Origin of the sequence: Calothrix sp. NIES-2098, assembly GCF_963875125.1 — a bacterium.
Classification (GTDB): domain Bacteria; phylum Cyanobacteriota; class Cyanobacteriia; order Cyanobacteriales; family Nostocaceae; genus Aulosira.
In genome coordinates this window covers 635,704-653,290 of sequence record NZ_CAWNKJ010000001.1, presented here as the reverse complement: position 1 = coordinate 653,290, position 17,587 = coordinate 635,704, and the positions used below count along the sequence as shown (strand labels likewise).

Here is a 17,587-nt window from a genome sequence, read left to right as displayed (position 1 = left end):
ACTAAGGTCTAGATTTTATGTAGCAGTAAAGACGAGTCATGACTGAAGATAACGAGCTAGAGAGGCGATCGGGGGAGGATTGGGACTGGCGAACGGAAACTAGGGATTGGTCAGCCGCTGCATCAGAGCTTGCTTGCTTTTCTCTCGCTAGGATGAAGGACAAGGACTTAATCGAAATCATGGACACTAAGCGAGGCTTACTTAGGTATATATGTATATTTAGGTACAAAAAACTATGACAGAAGCACAATTAACAGCTACTCAGATACCTGTCAATGAACTAATAGGTATGCTGGCAGCTATTGGTAACAAAGACTACGCTCAATTTCAAGAGCTAGAGCAAGCTTTTGTTTCCCAACATGGCGAGGAAGTTTGGGAGCAAGTTTTTAACTTTCGCGTTTTACCTGCACTAGACAAGCCTGCTAATCAATGGCTATTAATGCAATGGATGAGTCACGGTATCAACAGTATAAAAACAGTGGCTTAGGACAGTGAAACCACTGCTTACTCACACCCTTCGTCCTTTAGAAAAGTGCTTGCATCTGACGCAAAGCGTGTAAATCTAGAGAGGCGAGATGCTGATATGCTTGAGCGATCGCACCTTTGCCTCTTAGATAACCTGTATTTGCACCAGGACAAATATACTGAAGTGTTTCTGGTGTAAAGCGTTCTAATAGGTATTTAATACTGTTAATTTGTCGCGGCCAGTGAAAGGTTTTGGCTGTGCGTAAGGGAAGGGGTTCGCCCTGTTGGTTGGGAACTAAATGGCGTCCTGAAAATAGCACGCCTCCAAGTTGGCTGTAGTATAGGCAAGACGAGCCAGGAGAATGTCCTGGCGTCCAAATGATTTGTATTTCTGAATCTAAAGTGAGTTCTTGGATAAAGGTAGTTACAGTTAATCCTGGTAATAAATAAGCTTCTTGCTCTTGAATTACCACCTTGCAATCCAAAGATTCCTGAAGTTCTGCTGTTTTGCCAATAGCACCGCGATGGGTGAGAAATAGCCAGCGCACACCGCCATGCGATCGCAAAAAATCGAGATTTGTCTGCTCTAAAGCAGGGCAGTCGATGAGGATATTGCTTTCTTTTCTTACAATAAAATAAGAGGTTCCCCCTAATGTGTCCCGATTGGGCGGAAAAGCATAAATGCTGTCTAGCACACCCCTTGGTGGCTTAACTGTATGACTTGGCTGTTGGGGTAAGGGGCACATGAAAAAATACCGAAACTGAGGAGTTGTCAACAATTGGGTTACACAGTTCAAAGGCTGTTAACCGTTGTGGAAAAAATTGGGGTTTTATAGTCTGGCTGGTAGTGAAAGCTGTGGTGCTGACTCTACGAGTGGGACGTTTTTTCAAATTACCGAAGAACAAATGACATTTTGGTTTCTCCTCCTACTGGGACTAGCTACTTATCTCATGGTGCAGCGTGTAGTTGCACATAGCACTCAGACACCTGTCTGGTTGTTGTGGCTGGTTTTAATGACACCAGCATTTTTATTGACCGGATGGACGTTATTGTATGGGGCGAAACAACCACCGCCTTCATCGCTGATCCTTTGGTCATCGATCGTCTGCATTCTGTTATACTGGCTGTTATTTCAATGGGGACGGCGAACACCCACAGATAAACAGACTGAACCTCAAGCTATTGAATCACAATCGGTTATTCATCCTACCGCAGAACCAGTAAAAGTGCGTCCCATTGAGCCAACGGAAGAAACCCAACTGCGAAATTGTTTTCCCTGGTCTACATACTACATTCAAAACATTGAGTATCGGCCCCAGGCGGTAATTTGTCGCGGTCAGTTAAGAACTGCACCAAATAAGGCATACCAGCAAATTAAGTCGAATATCGAAGCGCAATTTGGCGATCGCTTTTTGCTGATATTTCAAGAAGGTGTTAACAGTAAACCTTTCTTTGTGCTTGTTCCCAATCCTCAAGCTGCAAAACAGGTAAATCCCAGTTACCGAGAACAGTTAACGCGCCCAGGATTAGCACTGTTGCTTTTGGTAGCTACTTTGGTAACTACTACTTTAGTGGGAACTAAACTTGCTGGTGTGGATCTTAACGTCATAAAATCTCAACCAAGTGTTTTGCTCCAGGGATTGCCTTACGCTTTAGGACTGATGACCATTTTAGGTATCCACGAACTTGGTCATTATTTAACAGCTAAGTACTACAACATTCGCGCCACACTGCCTTATTTTATCCCCGTGCCGTTTTTCTTAGGAACATTTGGGGCATTTATTCAGATGCGTAGTCCCATCCCTAACCGCAAAGCTTTATTTGATGTGAGTATTGCCGGGCCAATCGCAGGTTTTATTGTTACTTTACCCTTATTAATTTGGGGTTTAGCTCACTCTGATGTCGTTGCTTTGAATGCAAAAACCGGGCCATTAAACCCCGATGCTCTTAATCCCAAATATTCGATTTTGCTAGCACTTCTCTCAAAATTAGCACTGGGGAATTCGTTAACCTCAACATCAGCTATTGACTTACATCCAGTTGCCGTTGCAGGTTTTTTGGGGCTAATTGTGACGGCATTGAATTTAATGCCTGTGGGACAATTAGACGGCGGTCATATTGTCCACGCTATCTTTGGGCAAAGAACTGCGATCGCAATTGGACAAATGGCACGCTTGTTGCTGCTATTACTTTCTTTTATTCAGGTAGAATATTTCGTTTGGGCAATCATCTTATTACTCATACCCTTGGTTGATGAACCTGCTCTCAATGATGTGACAGAACTCGATAATAAACGCGATATTTTGGGTTTATTATCAATGACTTTGTTAGTGATGATTGTACTGCCACTTCCCCAGGCGATCGCTAATCTATTGCAGATTTAGGTAATGAGTATCGCCTAGCTGCTCTGCTCCCAAATCAACATATAAATATTTTTTACCCCACTCAAGCCATCTTTGAGTAGGGCATTTTTAACACAGTTGTGATAAATATTGCGAAAAGGCATACATATTTTTCTTACCGATTAATAGTATGCCTTGAAATCTAAATCATTCCAAACACCGAACCGACAGTAGACTTAATTGAATCTCTAGCATCTTTCAAAGTCTGGGCGATCGGATGTTTTGTCTGCAAGAATACCCGCGCACAATTGCGTCCTGGCATACCAGAGATTGAACCACCTGGATGTGTTCCGGCACCAGTTAAAAATAGATTATCAATTGGTGTTTTGTAGTTCGCTATTTCTGGTAGAGGGCGGAAAAATACCATCTGATCTAAGGACATATCAACGTGGTAATAATTCCCTTTGTAAGCACCTAATCTTTCGCCCAATTCTGCTGGACTTTCGACACGACGAGCGATAGTTGCATTTTTTACATTTGGTGCATAGGTCGCTAACTTATCAACTACCCTATCTGCAACTTGATTTTTGAGTTCATCTGTCCAACCAGTACCTTTTAAACCTGTGCCTTCTGCACCTGCAATTTGGTAAGGAGCAAAAAATTCAATCCATACAGTGTGTTTGCCTGGTGGTGCTAAGGTTGGGTCTAAAGCACTGGGCATTACTACATACATTGATGGGTCAGAATCAGGAATTTCTCCTAAAGTACATTTACTATGAGCTTGTTCAACGTGAGTAACTGAATCAGCAATCAAGATAGACCCAATTAGGTATTCATCTTTATGTGCATGGTATGGAAAATGCAGCGGTTCGTTTAAAGCCAAATCTATTTTGAGAATAGTTTCGTTATTATTAACGATCCGGCGTTCTAATCTTTCCCACAAATCTGGATCGACTGCATCAATATCGCTTTTATCAGTCATTTGTAAGAATAACCGTTTGGCATCGATATTAGAAATAACGCCGTATTTAGCTCGATATTCTTGACCGCCAGCAACTCTAACACCTACGGCTTTTTTATCATCAATCAACACTTTTTCTACATGTTGATCTGTGAGAATTACGCCACCTTTACTTGTGACTAAATTCACCAAAGCTTTTACAAGTGCGCCAGTTCCACCGCGCGGTCTCGCCATCCCAGGATTGTGCCGCATTGCCATCATAATTGCACCAATGGCAACGGTTTTTTGTGATGGTGGTGCGCCGAGTTCTGCTGCTAGTCTTGCTAGGGGTGCTTTGAGAAATTCTTCATCAAACCACTCATTAAGTAAATCTTCAGCGCTGGTTAACATCGTGCGAATAAAGTCCAGCGTTTTATTGGGGGAACCAATAACTGAAAATAAATCTTTAAGTTTTGTAATGTCGTAGTTACCAAGAATATCAATAATTGACTTTGGTGGAGCATTAAACATAGGAATCATTGCTCCTAATGCTCGTTGCCAGTAGTCGGTAAATTCTGCATACTTTTTAGCATCGCGTTCGTTATAACGAGCAATTTCTGCACAAGTTTTTTCTAGAGATTTATGCGCTAAAAAATACTTACCATCGGGATGAGGACAGAAAACTACTGGATCGCACTCTAGATATTCTAAGCCGTATTTTTCTAGTTCTAATTCTTCAACAACTGGCCCTAGATGAATAAATTCATGGTCAATAGCACATAAATTAAATTTAAATCCAGGTGCTTCTTGAGGTAAACATTCTTCGGTTGTTGCTGCGCCACCTGGAACAGAACGCTTTTCTAATAATAGGACGCTATAGCCAGCTTTTAACAAATACGCAGCACAAACTAGACCGTTATGTCCTGCGCCAATAATTACAACATCGTACTCTTGCATATTCGTATTTGGAAGTGAATTAGCTTGCTAATATTACAAAGAAGGAAAGTGAGTTACTAGAGTTTAGTAGCAATCATTTTATTTATTCAGAGGCATATTTTCCATTGATGGTATTTGCTTCACATACGCTTCTACCAAAAGAATAAGATTGCTTTGTGTTACTTGCATATCTTTAATGCGTAGAATCATCTTTTCCCACACAAAATAGGAAGTTTTTTGCAATTCTTTAAGCTTCTGCATTAAAGCTGTAATTAAAGGAATAGAGAGTCCTTCTCCTTGAGTACAGTGGAAACTTTCTAATAACAATGGCTGCGAATTAATAGGTGGACTCACTCTTGCATTAAAACCTAAAATGCGGCTGTTCCCCTTTTCTTCTATCGCAACTTTGCCGCTGAATTCTATTTTACCGTTATCAGGTAGATATATTTGGATATTTTGTGGCAGAAAATTGGCAATTTCGCCATCTATATTTAATTCCCAATTTTGGAAATAGCTTTGCATCACATCGGAGGACAGTGCATGATTAATATCTGTCTCTGTCATGACAATGCGAGCGATCGCATTTACTGGCTCATTCAGTTCAATTTGACCAAAAATAGCACTTAAAGGATTGATAGCAACACTATCTGTTTTGACTTTTATTTCCTGTACTCGGATATCTTTTTGTAGAACCACACCTTGGCCGCTTAGGGAAATCTCTTCTACTTGTCCCTGAGCTATTTTCAAGATGTCAGTTCGCACATCTACGTCTATTTGTTCTACTTCATCCAGTTGGTTGGATAGGGTATTTTCTGCTACCTGTGATATTATCTGCTCTTCCAACCTGTGCTGATCTGGCATGAGTCTCTATGCTCCTAGTATCCTCTTACCTAATCAATTTAGTATTTAGAGGCTCAGGAGTGTATCTGTATTAAGATATATATACCTTGGCTGATGTAATTATAAATGGAAATTACTAAGTAAAAGCCAATCAATAATATAGAACTCATATTTAATTTCTGAAATACAGTGAGCCTACCAAAATCTGTATAGGGTGGGCAATACCCACCCTACACTTAATATTAAAATGTAGGGAATTTTTTCAATGATTAAACCAGAGCGCTATACAAATTTTTAATCAATTTGATGTACGCAATCTATTACAATTACTGATACCAATTTAAAAAAGAATGCGACAGATGTTAGGGTCTCGGCACTGCCGTGACCTCTAGAATATTACTGATGTGTCGCAAACATTATTTGATTTGGTATGAAAGTTTTTCCTAATTTTAATAAATATCAAAATCCATCAAAATATATAGATAAGGGCTGATAAATACTTTTAGCAAATATCAACCCTCTCAAGAGTTAGAGAGAACTAGATTCTAGAGTACGAGAAGGTATCTGATGCTGATGTTTCACGACCATTTGAATACTCCGATTTGGCCCTGTCACCAAACCACGACGTTTTGGTCGTACATCACTACCATCAACTAACGCTAATTCCCAACTAGAAAGGATTTTAGCTAATATTACTTTCATTTCAAATTGAGCAAATGCCATACCAATACAGCGTCTTGCACCACCACCGAAAGGCAAAAACTCATAGGGAGAAAATTGGCGTTCTAAAAAGCGTTCTGGTTTAAATTGCTGATGTTGTGGATATAAATCTTCGCGCTGGTGGGTGAGATAGATGGAACCAAGTACGACTGTGCCTGGTTCAAGTTCATGACCGCACAAAGATACAGGTGTTCTGACTACTCGCGGGAAAGTCAGCATTCCTACTGGGTAAATTCGCAAAGCTTCAGAGTAGACAGCATTCAGATATGGTGATTTAAAAATGCTGCTGGGGTCTGGGTTATCACCTAAGTTATCTAATTCTTGTAGTAGCTTTTGTTGGACTGAAGGTGATTTATGAATCCAGTATAATGCCCAAGTAAGAGCTGTGGCTGTAGTTTCATGCCCTGCTGTTAACAGGGTCATCAGTTCATCACGTAACTCTTCATCGGTCATGGCTTCACCTGCTTCATCACGCGCCGCCATAAGTAAGCTAAGGATATCTGTGCGCGATGGGTCTGGACGATCTCGACGTTCCTGAATCTCTTCGTTGAGGAGTTGGTGAACTCGCTGGCGACGACGCAGAAACCTTCCCCAAGAACTTTTTGGGCCTAAATCTAAGCGTAGAGCTGGAAAATAAAGTTCGATCACTCTTAAGGGGGAGGTTTCATTAAGCATTGCGGCCAAAAGTTGTTCTAACTCTTGGGCGCGCGGCCCTTCATATAATCCAAATACAGCTTGCATAATCACCCGCATGGTAATGATTTGCATCGCAGACCGGACACAGAAGGGTTTATCTATCTGCCATTGACTAATGACTTGCTCTGTAACTTTATTAATTACCTCGCCGTAGGTACGCATTCGATCGCCGTGAAAAGGTGGCATTAATAATTGACGTTGATGGCGATGTACTTCACCACTAACTGTAATCACAGAATTTTTGCCTAGCATTGGTTCAAATACAGTGTTCCAGTCACTAGGAGCTTCAAATTCTTTGGTATCGCTAGTTAATATTTGCTGTAGCGCTTGGGGATTGCTGACGAAAACTATAGGTGCATTCAATTGCATGGTGAAGATATCACCATAGCGCTTGGCACAATCTTCCATAAACGGCATGGGTCGGAAGATCCATTGAAGCATTTGGACAAACGCTGGGGATTTAGGGCCATTTGGCAGTGTCATAGGCTTAATTTATTGGGTTAACTCTGTTTTGCCTACGAAGTTGAGGGAAGAAAATTAAATTTTTTTGAATTCATATTGAAGCTTCTTATCTTTAAGTTGCGAAACTGCAATAAACTGTTACAACCGCCAGGTTGTAAAATTTTTGTTAATTTGGACGAGCATCTATAGTTTCTCCTCATCCTCTTAAGGTATTCAGCATGACAGCAATCACCCCCAAGGCATCTTCAGCGCTTCCCAATTTTTGTGAAGGAATTCAATATTTTGGTCAAGCGCTACCTGATTTTGAAACTCATGGTGCAACCCCTGCGATAGAAGCGGGCAAAGTAGCGATCGCAGATCCTACCGATGCAGCAGCCGTATATCAAACTTTACTTGCTGCCGATGCGCTACGTTACCTGACGCTACAAATCACAGGTAGTAAAGCTTCTGGACACCCTGGTGGATTTGCTAGCCAAGCAGAAGCTTATGCGGCTCTGGTCATGTTAGGGTACAAAAACATTATTACGGAAGTCGGTCATCACGCCCCGGGATTTTATAGTGCCATGTTCCTCGATCGCTCTTTAGAGGATATGGGCATTTTTACAGTCCAACAATTGCGCGATCGCTTCCGCGAAAAGCATGGACTCTTAGGCCATCTCTCCGGTTACATACCCGGTATTCTCGCACCTGCTGGCCCATTGGGACAAGGACAGCACTTTGCCATGTCAGCCGCACTACTGCACAAAGATAAGCTTTTCCCCTTCACCGTTGGCGATGGTGGGCTAGGTGAACCATATATCATGAGTTCAATGGCTCACTTTCACACAGCTTATCCCAGTACCACCAACTTCTTACCTGTGCTGGTGTGGAATGGTTACAGCCAAGAACATCACAGTATGGTTTCCCTAAAAACCAACGAACAGATGACAGCATACTGGCATGGTAACGGTTTTGCGGAAGTTGTGTTAGTGGATGCCAAAGAATTTGACGATCGAGACCAAGCTGGCGATTATGTAGATAGTACCGCCTTTTCCTTCGAGCAGCGTCTAGCCTTCACCAAAGCCGTACTTTTGGGTGTAGATAAAGCAGCGCGTTCTGCTTTAAGTGGAAAACTTACCGTCTTCATCATTAAACAACTCAAAGGTGCCGGAGTTCACGCCAGAGGTGCAAAATCTCACAACCTTTATCCTAAAGATACGCTGGATGCTCCCCATATTGTCAGCGCTTTAAAAGAACGTGCTTTACCTGCTGAAGCTTGGGAATTAGTGCGGACAAACGCCGAACGCGCTGGTGGTGGCCCCGCTGCTAAAACAGCGGTGACAGAATTTGAATTACCATTACCAGACTTAGGTGAATTACCTTTAGAAGAATATGCAGTAGGTGGTGAACCCAAAGTTTCCACAACAGCAATGGGAAGATTAGTCGGAATTGTCGGGAAAAAAGATCCGAATTTCCTAGTTACGAACGCCGACGGTAACGAAGCATCTGGAATTGCCAATATTAACCAAGCACTGAAGATTATTCACCCCACAACCGATGATTTATATAACCAAGCACCAAACGGACAAGTTTATGAACCATTAAGTGAAGATGCTTGTGCTGGTTTAGCTGCTGGTTTGTCATTAATGGGTGCAAGAACTTTGTGGTGTTCCTACGAATCTTTTGCCATCAACGGATTACCAATTTGGCAAACCGTAACTCAAGCAATGGCAGAATTGCGCCGTCAAACTCCCTCAACAATTACATTATTTACTGCTGGTGCATTAGAGCAAGGACGTAACGGTTGGACACACCAACGTCCAGAAATTGAAGCTTACTTTGCTTCCTTGATGCGCAATGGTAATGTGTTCCCATTATTCCCCCCCGATGCTAATAGCATTCAAGCTTGTTATGACTGGGCATTGAAAACAAAAAATAAAGGAATCGTGATTACTGCAAGTAAATCACCCTTACCAATTCGCACCACATTAGAACAAACTCGCCAAGGTTTACGCGATGGTGGAGTAGTATTGCATGAAGTTCCTGGCGATAAACAAGTTGTATTTGCTGTCATCGGTGATATGACATTAATGCCAGTATTTGAAGCAGCAGTCTTTTTAGAAAATGAAGGTATTGGTGCCAAGATAGTTTCTGTTATTAATCCCCGCCGTTTGTATCGTCCTGATGATACAGCTTGGGAAACTTGTTCCGAACCCGATGGTGGTTTTCTAAATGATGCAAAATTTGCGGAATTATTTGATGGTGATGCGTTAATTGCTGTTACTGGTGGTGCAGCAGCGATGCTAGAACCAATTATGTTGCGGAGTAATTCTAAGCGCGATACTTTTGCATGGAAGCGTGGGGAAACTACAGCCAGTGCTGGTGAGTTGATGGCGTTTAATGGGTTAACTGCGGAGGCGTTGACGAAAAGAGCGATTGAATTAGTGCATTAAGCATTATAAAAGTTCATATTTTAGCCGCAGATATACGCTATAGTAGTAACTTTTATAGCATATGTCTGCATTTTTTTATCAAACTCTAAAAGAGAATTATACCATTAAAAAATAATCGCGACACATATATTCACAAAACCCACTATATAGAAGGCGATTTATAATACAAAATTTAAAATCCAATATGATATTCTTTTGATAAGCAAAACCAAAAAATAGTAAAAATTTGATTAAATCTTCAAATGTTCTAAGTAATCTACAAGACAATCTGGTGTCTCAGCATAATGTGATAAATCAGAAATTATCGTTTTTCTCCTAATATTTAAAGAGACATTTATTTTTTTTGTAAAATACTTTGGATTTCCATTATTGGCTTCAGTAACTAATTTTTGAAGAAAAATGTATAAAAAATCAATCTCAAACTTACCCCTAAAACTTTTTTGATATTCTTGGGAAAATAGCTCATGTTTCTTTAACTCAAATTCTTCGTTTGAAATAACAATTGCATTAGGAAATATATTATATAAATTAGTATCTATATAGTTCTTTCTAATGTTGTCTAATCCTATAATTACAAAATCTAAAGCATCAAATTTTGATAAATTAAGCTCTACTCTTTTCTCACGCTGACATGCTATCCAAATATTTAAAAATTCGACTGCATCATGAAATTCTTGTTGAAGTTTTATGTAAAGGTTTTTACAATTATTGAAATCAATATCTGATTCAGCAAGCTTAAACTCATTACTCAATATCTCACAGAAGGTTTGAATAGAGGTATATAAATTTTCAATTGAGTAACAAGGAGTTTCATATACTCCTGTTATTTGTGTATTTTTTATTGACACATCAAAGTCTTTGTCAATAAAGTATGCTGCTCTAACTCTAGAATAACGTTTACGAGTTGAGAGCATCCTATAAATTTCTAACACTCCTTCTTTACCACCACAACTGAAATAAAAGTGTTTTATAGGTCTAGCTATAGTTGTGATTCTGATTCCATAATACTTACTGTCTTCACCTTCAAAGAAACAATAGAGAGCAGATTCATATTGCTTGTATTGTCGCGTGAATTCCATAAATACGGCTGCGGGTCTACGCCGTGACTCCCTCAGTTTATCTACTGACATTTATTTTTCGGTTACAAAATCATCTAAATCTATTGCATTTGAATCTAATTCATTATCGAAAATAAATGGTGAGTGTGTAACAGCCAAAAGTAGCCGACACTTACCAGATTTCAGAATATCAGGAAGTAAAAGCTTTTGCCATTCAAGAGAAAGGGAAAGTTCCGGTTCATCAAACAAGATTATGTATTCATCATCTGATTCTAAATAAATTTTAGAAAACAAGGATATAATTTGTTTCTCTCCTGAGGATAAATTTCTAATATCTATTGGTTTATTATTTCTTTTTTGAATTATAGAAATCTCCACACTTGTTTCATCATAGACAATCTGTTTTTTGTTTAAATAGTTGTTACATACTTCTGCAAATTGCTTAATGGAATTGTCCTTTTCTTTTTGTTGTTCATAAAGACCAACAAGCTTAGACAAAAAATAAACTAATTGATCATACTTAGCCGAATTAACTTCTCCTGAGTTAACTAGTTCCTCTATTTTCTTTTTATCAGTTTCCGATATATTATCTCCTACCCTACTTAAAACTATATTTAAAGTTTCAGGTTGAATACTATCTCTCATTTCTTGTGTAGGTGTTATACCTTCCACAAATTGAGTTAACATTTCGCCAGTAACTTTTGAAAATAAATCTAAAGTCGCGTTTTTAATTGTAGTTTTGATTTCATCAAACTTGGCAATTACATCATTCATTCCAAACTGAATTAATCGATCATCATTATCTCCAAAACGTAGTCCTTCATAGCCTAAATTTTTTAAATCTTCTTCAATTCTTCTATAAGTTGGAAAATATAATATAGATTCATTAAGATTAGCTTTAATAGTATTTCTAATTTTTTCTAATTTTTTCTCACGCTCACGTTCATATTCATTGTTATATCCATGAAATATTTCTGCAACTAACTCATCAAAAGCTCGAGATGGTATAAATGGTTTTAGATCTGCAATTCTATTGCGAATAATTTTGAATGGTACACCACGCCTGATATCTCTTAAAAATATCTCTATTTCACTTGAAGGTAAGTACTGATGTAGCTTAGATATGAGGTCAAAATTAATCATTTCTCCCTTATAATAAGTAATTAAATCGCTTTTTTTAATTTCAATATTTACTCCAGATGTAAATCCAAGAACTATGGATTCAAAATCTATAGTATTGAGTCTACTAAATTTACATGATATTGAATAATACAAAGCATTTAAAATAGTAGTTTTTCCAGAACCATTTTCTGCAATCATAATCACAGCTTCTCTGTCAAAAGGAATCTTGACATCTTTGAAACCAAACAACCCATTGATTGAGAAAGACTTTAACTGACTGAGGTTAGGAAGTTCAGTGAGTAACATATTTATTAGGTTTCATGATTATTATGTTTAAATTTTAGGCGAGCTTTCTCAGTTTGCATATACTTTGTGTTAAATTTCCTCTATTTATGAAGTCAGTTAAAATTAAAAACTATTTTATAATACTTAAAATTAAACCTGTTCTGCTGTTTATGAGTTTGCTTGTGTTGTTGTGCTATATAACCTTTTATACTATCAGTTTTGTAAACTAGCTTAGTATTTGCGTAGGTTAGCTTGAGGAGGGAAATCCAGCTATAATCAGGAACACAATAACTTACCTTCCAGGAAAATATAGAAAATTTTAAATTATTTTTACATTCTGTAGATAATTGCTATTATACTGTACGAATCATGACGCGATACTTAAGAAGATGAATTGAGAAAGTGGGCTAGCCATACTAAAAATTAATATGTATTCTAAAAACTTTAATTATAGAAGCTGAGATTTTAACTGTGAACAAGATTAATTGGCTGGCTGAAAATTTCGATAAAATTACACCGCAACCCCTTACGACTGACTTATCTGGTTTTTATAAACTGAGAATTGGAGATTATAGAGTTATTTACGAGTTTGACTCTGAGAAAAAAACTATTTTTATTGATCGAGTTGGACATCGAAGAGAAATTTACAACTGAATTGTGTACTGTATTTTGAGCCAAATGCCAAATATTAAAATATTGACGTGCGACCAAAAAACATCACTGCATCGGGTTTGGTTAGTATTGTTTGGTAGTTATTCGATGAATAAAGCGATCGCACTCTACCTCAATGCGATCGCTTTATGATGTAGAAATTCAATACTAATGCTTGACTCGCCCGTTAGTTGGCTCCGGTAAAATTGCAGTTGGGATGGGTGGAGTAGCGGGAACTTCTACAACTGGAGAAACTTGCGTAGTCATTTTGTTAGTACCCCGCTTGCGATTAGAACCACCTGCTTTAGAATACTCCATGCTGTTTCTACCGTAGACAGTTGCAACTCCACTCAGCATTCGTTCTGAAAGTTCCGCAAGCGCTTTGTCCATCTGGGCGACTGTCTTACGCGATTCTTCAAGATTAGACAAAAGGGTATTATGGGCTTCCACAACAGCACGGGTATTATCAATTAGGCGAGTATAGGCTTCAATAGTTAATCCGTGTCCTAAATCCAGACTCTCATCAATGGATTTTAGCAAGGCAAGACGACGTTGGGCTTTTTCTACAGCAGCAGAACCGCGAGTTGTTACAGTCATGAGAGATACTCTTTGTTTGAATAATTCTCTTTCAAGATAGTGGAGTACCTTTATAACTGAGATGAGTAGTTTTGTTGATTTAGTTACTCACATTATTGAGACTATATCTGTGTTTTTACTCGTCTGTCTGTGTCTGTTAATTGTTTCCAGATCAACGCAATTAGCAATTGTAGTATCCGAAATCGCAATTGTAGTCTCGAAAATGGCAATTGTAGTCTCGAAAATGGCAATTGTAGTATCTGAAATAGCAATTGTAGTCTCGAAAATGGCAATTGTCGCCTCCGAAATGGCAATTGTCGCCTCCGAGATAGCAATTGTAGTCTCCGAAACGGTAATTGTCGCCTCTGAAACGGCAATTGTCGCCTCCGAAAGGGCAATTATGGATTTGGATGATATACGCAATCAGCCTTACAGAGAATCGCACTGCAATTTTCCGAAATTGGCAACCCAAGTATGTGAGTAATTACATTTGCTTCTGGTAGCTGTAACTTCATTTCCTCAGCATTCAGTTCCAGTAAAATCTAAGCGGAAAGGCTATGCGATAAATTCTTTTAACAACACATGGCAGAAAAAAAATTAGCCGCTTTAATAGCGAAAACAGTTAAAAAAGTTCTTAAAAAAGAAATAGGAAAGCTCAAAAAAGATAATTTAGCGATTGTATCAAGTCAGGACAATAATACATTAGACCGTTTTGTAGCCAATGTTAATAATTGGGAGAATCAAGACAGTACAGAAGAAATTATTGATGATATATATACTAATGATTACGTTAATTTACCTGCCAAAGAAGATGCAGAACTTGAGCGCAAGTTGCGAGAACTAAAGTTTAAGCAGGAACTTAGAAAGGATTGGATATTATTCCTTTTAAAGGATGTAATAGTATATTCTGCCACTGTTATTTTTATATTTTCTGTTGCTGGCTTTTATCTATTCACACTGATTAGTAGGTATTAAGTGATGTGAATATTGTCCTAATAAAAAAATTCTATTTGATTTGCAAAATAAATCTTGATTAACGAACCGCAAAGGCACAAAGAACACGAAGAAGAGAAAAGAACAATCTGGCACAAAAGATTAGAAAAAGGTGCTACGGCAACTTCAAGGGCGATGCCTACGGTAACGTCAAGGACGAGCGCAACTACATTTGTTTCATAAGGAACATTTATTTCAGTAAATCTTCGTAACTAATATTACAGGCGACGAAGCAAACTTGCGGAAAGTAGACTCTTGTTTAGATCTAGAAAAGTTTTTCTGGATATAACGGCTACTTTGATGGGTAACTCTGCAAATAAGTATCATACTTGCTTTGCTTAATAACCATTTTCCTGTCAGGGTGTTGAATTTTCCCATTCGCAAGTTTGATGGAACTTTAGAAATATGATCGGGCTTTTAATATTTTTAGTCGTTGTCATTGCCACTGTAGCTGTCATTATCATTAATTGCTACAACGATTTAGTTAAGTTTCGCAATCGCTACAAGAATGCTTACGCTCAAATTGATGTGCAATTACAGCGCCGCTATGACTTAATTCCGAATTTGGTGGAAACTGCTAAAGGTTACATGAAACATGAGCGAGAAACCCTCGAAGCAGTGATTGCAGCTCGGAATTCTGCGGTTAATGCTAGCAGTCGCGCTGTACAAAATCCCGGCGACCCTCAAGCGATGCAACAATTGGGTAATGCGGAAGCGGCGCTAACGGGTGCGTTAAGCCGTTTGATGGTACTTTCGGAAGCTTACCCAGAACTGAAAGCCGATCGCGCGATGACTCAGGTGATGGAGGAACTATCTTCTACAGAAAACCGGATTGCTTTTGCACGTCAGGCTTTTAATGACGCCGTGACACTCTACAACACCAAAAGCGAATCTTTCCCCAGCAACTTAATCGCCAGTGGTTTTAACTTTACTAGTGCGGAGTTGCTACAAGAAGCCACACCAGAAATGAAAACTGCTCCCCGCGTTTCTTTTTAGGTGTCTATGAATTTCTTTGAACATCAGGATAAAGCACGCCAAAACACGCAGCAGTTAATCGGGTTATTTGCGCTGTCGATCGCAGTTATGGTTGTAGCAATTTATATTGCTGCGTTATTTCTGTTCCGCCTAGCACCGCGGACTTGGTGGAATCCAGGGTTATTTCTTTCTGTTGCTGGTGTCACCACAATTGCGATCGCTCTCGCCAGCGTGTATAAAATTTTATATCTGCGTCAGGGCGGCAGTATCATTGCTCAGGAGTTGGGAGGAAGGCTGCTGCTGCCGGAAATGGCGGACGAACAAGGGCGACAACTATTAAATATTGTCGAGGAAATGGCGATCGCTTCTGGTATTTCTGTGCCCGAAGTCTATCTCCTAGAATCAGAACAAGGTATTAATGCCTTCGCTGCCGGATTTTCCCCTAACGATGCGGTAATTGGAGTTACTCGTGGCAGTTTGCAACACCTCAGCCGGGATGAATTACAAGGAGTAATCGGTCATGAATTCAGCCACATTCTCAATGGAGATATGCGGCTGAATTTGCGTTTGATGGGTTTGCTACACGGCATTTTGTTTATTTACTTAGCCGGGGAATTGCTGTGGCGCTGGCGGGTTCGCAGTAGCTCTGAAGATAAGGGTTTGCCATTATGGGCGTTTGGTTTAGCGTTAATGGCAATTGGTGGTATCGGATTACTCTGCGGTCGCTTGATTAAAGCCGCAGTCTCTCGCCAAAGAGAATTTCTTGCTGATGCTTCGGCAGTACAATTTACTCGCAACCCTGATGGCATGACTGGAGTACTAAAAAAACTCCAACAAATGGATTCACGCCTGATTACACCAGGTGCAGAAGCCGCCAGCCATATGTTCTTTGGCAATGCGCTTAAGCCTTCCTTTTGGGAAGATATGTTTGCTACTCACCCACCTCTTGCAGAACGTATCCGTCGCGTTGGCGGTTTGAATGCACGCGATTTAGCGGCTATGCCATCTCCTATGCGCCGTCCCAGCCATTCGCAAGATGGGTTAACAATGGGTTTTGCGGGTGGTGGAAATAGTACAGCAGTGACGCCAGAACAGATAGTTAACCAAGTAGGAAGCGTTGCACCAGAGCATTTTGCTCATGCTCAAGCATTACTAGCACAGTTACCAGAAAGCTTACGGTTGGGAGTAAGGGAACAGCAAAGTGCAACGGCGATCGCTTTTGCGCTAGCTTTAGATACAGAAAATCCCCAGGTACGAGAACGCCAAATAACTTGGTTAACCCAAGTGCAGCCGCCTGAGTTGGTAGAGAAAACCCTAGAATTTAGTCGCGAAATTAGCCAACTAGATCCCAGCCTGCGCTTACCCCTCGTAGATTTGACAATACCGGCATTGCGGCAAACTTCCGCTAAAGAATGCCAAAGGTTGTGCAAATGCGTCCAAGGTTTAGTCACAGCTAGAGGAAGTTTATCGTTGTGGGATTTTGTATTGCAGTTAGTACTGTGGTATCGACTCCAGCCTTGTATCAATCCCGCCTCAACTACAACTGTAGAATTCACTTCGATAGAACAGATTTGGTCAGATTGCATATTAGTACTGTCAGCACTAGCACGAGTGGGACAATCGCAACCGGATGAAATCGCTTATGCATTTCGTTCTGGTGTTTTTCGCCTTCCGGGAGCCGGACAGCAAGAAAAACCAGATGCACCTGTTGCTTGTAACTTTGCCGATATCAAGAAAAGTATTGAACGCCTCCGCCTTGCTAGTCCTAAACTTAAGCAAGCTCTGGTTGATGCCTGCGCTCACACTGTACTTTTAGATAATAAAGTTACACCATCAGAGGCAGATTTGCTGAGAGCGATCGCGATGACTCTAGACTGTCCCATACCTCCATTTTTAAACTCTCAACGAGGTTTTCCCAAACCCAAACAATCTTCTGCAAAGTAAAGTTCATGCCATGATTGATACCCGTACACATTAAGTCCGCAACGGCGGACTTTTTATTTTGCAATTGTTTGAGTTTTGATTTTTGCAAAAACAGAGAATTTGCTGGGAACTGTATCCGGGTAAGCTTCCGTCATAGGCGGAAGTACAAG

General features: G+C 39.8%; 17 protein-coding genes. 9 read left to right on the top strand and 8 right to left on the bottom strand.

What is annotated here, in order from left to right:
- Position 1: 1 nt before the first annotated feature.
- Positions 2–181: a hypothetical protein gene (locus AACU33_RS02700; protein ID WP_339375718.1), complete on the bottom strand. Its 180-nt coding sequence runs from the start codon at positions 179–181 to the stop codon at positions 2–4.
- Positions 182–235: 54 nt separating this feature from the next.
- Here AACU33_RS02700 and AACU33_RS02695 point away from each other — a divergent pair, with 54 nt between their 5' ends.
- A complete protein-coding gene (locus AACU33_RS02695; RefSeq protein ID WP_096586924.1) occupies positions 236–487 on the top strand; it encodes a hypothetical protein in 252 nt (83 codons plus the stop codon).
- 37 nt (positions 488–524) lie between these two features.
- Here AACU33_RS02695 and AACU33_RS02690 read toward each other — a convergent pair whose 3' ends face one another.
- Positions 525–1,211: an MBL fold metallo-hydrolase gene (locus AACU33_RS02690; protein ID WP_096586923.1), complete on the bottom strand. Its 687-nt coding sequence runs from the start codon at positions 1,209–1,211 to the stop codon at positions 525–527.
- Positions 1,212–1,371: 160 nt separating this feature from the next.
- Between AACU33_RS02690 and AACU33_RS02685 the strand changes: the two genes are divergently transcribed.
- Positions 1,372–2,850, top strand: coding sequence for a site-2 protease family protein (locus AACU33_RS02685; protein ID WP_096595099.1), 1,479 nt, complete (start codon positions 1,372–1,374; stop codon positions 2,848–2,850).
- A gap of 160 nt (positions 2,851–3,010) precedes the next feature.
- Here AACU33_RS02685 and crtO read toward each other — a convergent pair whose 3' ends face one another.
- The 3 genes from crtO to AACU33_RS02670 form a co-directional block, all read right to left on the bottom strand.
- A complete protein-coding gene (gene crtO / locus AACU33_RS02680; protein WP_096586922.1) occupies positions 3,011–4,705 on the bottom strand; it encodes a beta-carotene ketolase CrtO in 1,695 nt (564 codons plus the stop codon).
- A gap of 78 nt (positions 4,706–4,783) precedes the next feature.
- Positions 4,784–5,545, bottom strand: coding sequence for an LmeA family phospholipid-binding protein (locus tag AACU33_RS02675; protein WP_096586921.1), 762 nt, complete (start codon positions 5,543–5,545; stop codon positions 4,784–4,786).
- Between the two features lie 507 nt (positions 5,546–6,052).
- On the bottom strand, positions 6,053–7,423 hold the full coding sequence (locus tag AACU33_RS02670) for a cytochrome P450 (protein ID WP_096586920.1): 1,371 nt from the start codon (positions 7,421–7,423) through the stop codon (positions 6,053–6,055).
- Between the two features lie 197 nt (positions 7,424–7,620).
- Here AACU33_RS02670 and AACU33_RS02665 point away from each other — a divergent pair, with 197 nt between their 5' ends.
- A complete protein-coding gene (locus AACU33_RS02665) occupies positions 7,621–9,834 on the top strand; it encodes a transketolase (protein WP_096586919.1) in 2,214 nt (737 codons plus the stop codon).
- A gap of 230 nt (positions 9,835–10,064) precedes the next feature.
- Here the strand turns inward: AACU33_RS02665 and AACU33_RS02660 are convergent, their stop codons facing one another.
- Both AACU33_RS02660 and AACU33_RS02655 read right to left on the bottom strand, forming a co-directional pair.
- On the bottom strand, positions 10,065–10,964 hold the full coding sequence (locus AACU33_RS02660) for a DUF4435 domain-containing protein (protein WP_096586918.1): 900 nt from the start codon (positions 10,962–10,964) through the stop codon (positions 10,065–10,067).
- Complete coding sequence (locus AACU33_RS02655; RefSeq protein WP_096586917.1) at positions 10,965–12,320, bottom strand: AAA family ATPase; 1,356 nt, start codon at positions 12,318–12,320, stop codon at positions 10,965–10,967.
- 450 nt (positions 12,321–12,770) lie between these two features.
- Here AACU33_RS02655 and AACU33_RS02650 point away from each other — a divergent pair, with 450 nt between their 5' ends.
- Together AACU33_RS02650 and AACU33_RS02645 are read left to right on the top strand one after the other, a co-directional pair.
- On the top strand, positions 12,771–12,953 hold the full coding sequence (locus AACU33_RS02650; RefSeq protein WP_339375717.1) for a type II toxin-antitoxin system RelE family toxin: 183 nt from the start codon (positions 12,771–12,773) through the stop codon (positions 12,951–12,953).
- A gap of 24 nt (positions 12,954–12,977) precedes the next feature.
- The gene (locus AACU33_RS02645) at positions 12,978–13,103 is read left to right on the top strand and encodes a hypothetical protein (protein ID WP_339375716.1); all 126 of its coding nucleotides are present in this window, start codon (positions 12,978–12,980) and stop codon (positions 13,101–13,103) included.
- Between the two features lie 15 nt (positions 13,104–13,118).
- Here AACU33_RS02645 and AACU33_RS02640 read toward each other — a convergent pair whose 3' ends face one another.
- A complete protein-coding gene (locus AACU33_RS02640; RefSeq protein WP_096586915.1) occupies positions 13,119–13,547 on the bottom strand; it encodes a hypothetical protein in 429 nt (142 codons plus the stop codon).
- Between the two features lie 61 nt (positions 13,548–13,608).
- On the opposite strand from AACU33_RS02640, the gene AACU33_RS02635 reads away from it, so the two are divergent.
- From AACU33_RS02635 to AACU33_RS02620, 4 genes are all read left to right on the top strand, one after another.
- Positions 13,609–14,010: a hypothetical protein gene (locus AACU33_RS02635; RefSeq protein WP_096586914.1), complete on the top strand. Its 402-nt coding sequence runs from the start codon at positions 13,609–13,611 to the stop codon at positions 14,008–14,010.
- Positions 14,011–14,108: 98 nt separating this feature from the next.
- On the top strand, positions 14,109–14,501 hold the full coding sequence (locus tag AACU33_RS02630) for a hypothetical protein (RefSeq protein WP_339375715.1): 393 nt from the start codon (positions 14,109–14,111) through the stop codon (positions 14,499–14,501).
- 423 nt (positions 14,502–14,924) lie between these two features.
- A complete protein-coding gene (locus AACU33_RS02625; protein WP_096586913.1) occupies positions 14,925–15,515 on the top strand; it encodes a LemA family protein in 591 nt (196 codons plus the stop codon).
- 6 nt (positions 15,516–15,521) lie between these two features.
- Complete coding sequence (locus AACU33_RS02620) at positions 15,522–17,438, top strand: M48 family metallopeptidase (RefSeq protein WP_096586912.1); 1,917 nt, start codon at positions 15,522–15,524, stop codon at positions 17,436–17,438.
- Positions 17,439–17,587: the final 149 nt, after the last annotated feature.

Coding starts and splice junctions, on each gene's coding strand:
- AACU33_RS02685 (WP_096595099.1), top strand. CDS start 1,372: ATGACATTTTGGTTTCTCCTCCTACTGGGACTAGCTACTTATCTCATG.
- AACU33_RS02640 (WP_096586915.1), bottom strand. CDS start 13,547: ATGACTGTAACAACTCGCGGTTCTGCTGCTGTAGAAAAAGCCCAACGT.
- AACU33_RS02660 (WP_096586918.1), bottom strand. CDS start 10,964: ATGTCAGTAGATAAACTGAGGGAGTCACGGCGTAGACCCGCAGCCGTA.
- AACU33_RS02675 (WP_096586921.1), bottom strand. CDS start 5,545: ATGCCAGATCAGCACAGGTTGGAAGAGCAGATAATATCACAGGTAGCA.
- AACU33_RS02655 (WP_096586917.1), bottom strand. CDS start 12,320: ATGTTACTCACTGAACTTCCTAACCTCAGTCAGTTAAAGTCTTTCTCA.
- AACU33_RS02625 (WP_096586913.1), top strand. CDS start 14,925: ATGATCGGGCTTTTAATATTTTTAGTCGTTGTCATTGCCACTGTAGCT.
- AACU33_RS02700 (WP_339375718.1), bottom strand. CDS start 181: ATGATTTCGATTAAGTCCTTGTCCTTCATCCTAGCGAGAGAAAAGCAA.
- AACU33_RS02670 (WP_096586920.1), bottom strand. CDS start 7,423: ATGACACTGCCAAATGGCCCTAAATCCCCAGCGTTTGTCCAAATGCTT.
- AACU33_RS02645 (WP_339375716.1), top strand. CDS start 12,978: ATGCCAAATATTAAAATATTGACGTGCGACCAAAAAACATCACTGCAT.
- AACU33_RS02695 (WP_096586924.1), top strand. CDS start 236: ATGACAGAAGCACAATTAACAGCTACTCAGATACCTGTCAATGAACTA.
- crtO (WP_096586922.1), bottom strand. CDS start 4,705: ATGCAAGAGTACGATGTTGTAATTATTGGCGCAGGACATAACGGTCTA.
- AACU33_RS02620 (WP_096586912.1), top strand. CDS start 15,522: ATGAATTTCTTTGAACATCAGGATAAAGCACGCCAAAACACGCAGCAG.
- AACU33_RS02635 (WP_096586914.1), top strand. CDS start 13,609: ATGAGTAGTTTTGTTGATTTAGTTACTCACATTATTGAGACTATATCT.
- AACU33_RS02630 (WP_339375715.1), top strand. CDS start 14,109: ATGGCAGAAAAAAAATTAGCCGCTTTAATAGCGAAAACAGTTAAAAAA.
- AACU33_RS02665 (WP_096586919.1), top strand. CDS start 7,621: ATGACAGCAATCACCCCCAAGGCATCTTCAGCGCTTCCCAATTTTTGT.
- AACU33_RS02690 (WP_096586923.1), bottom strand. CDS start 1,211: ATGTGCCCCTTACCCCAACAGCCAAGTCATACAGTTAAGCCACCAAGG.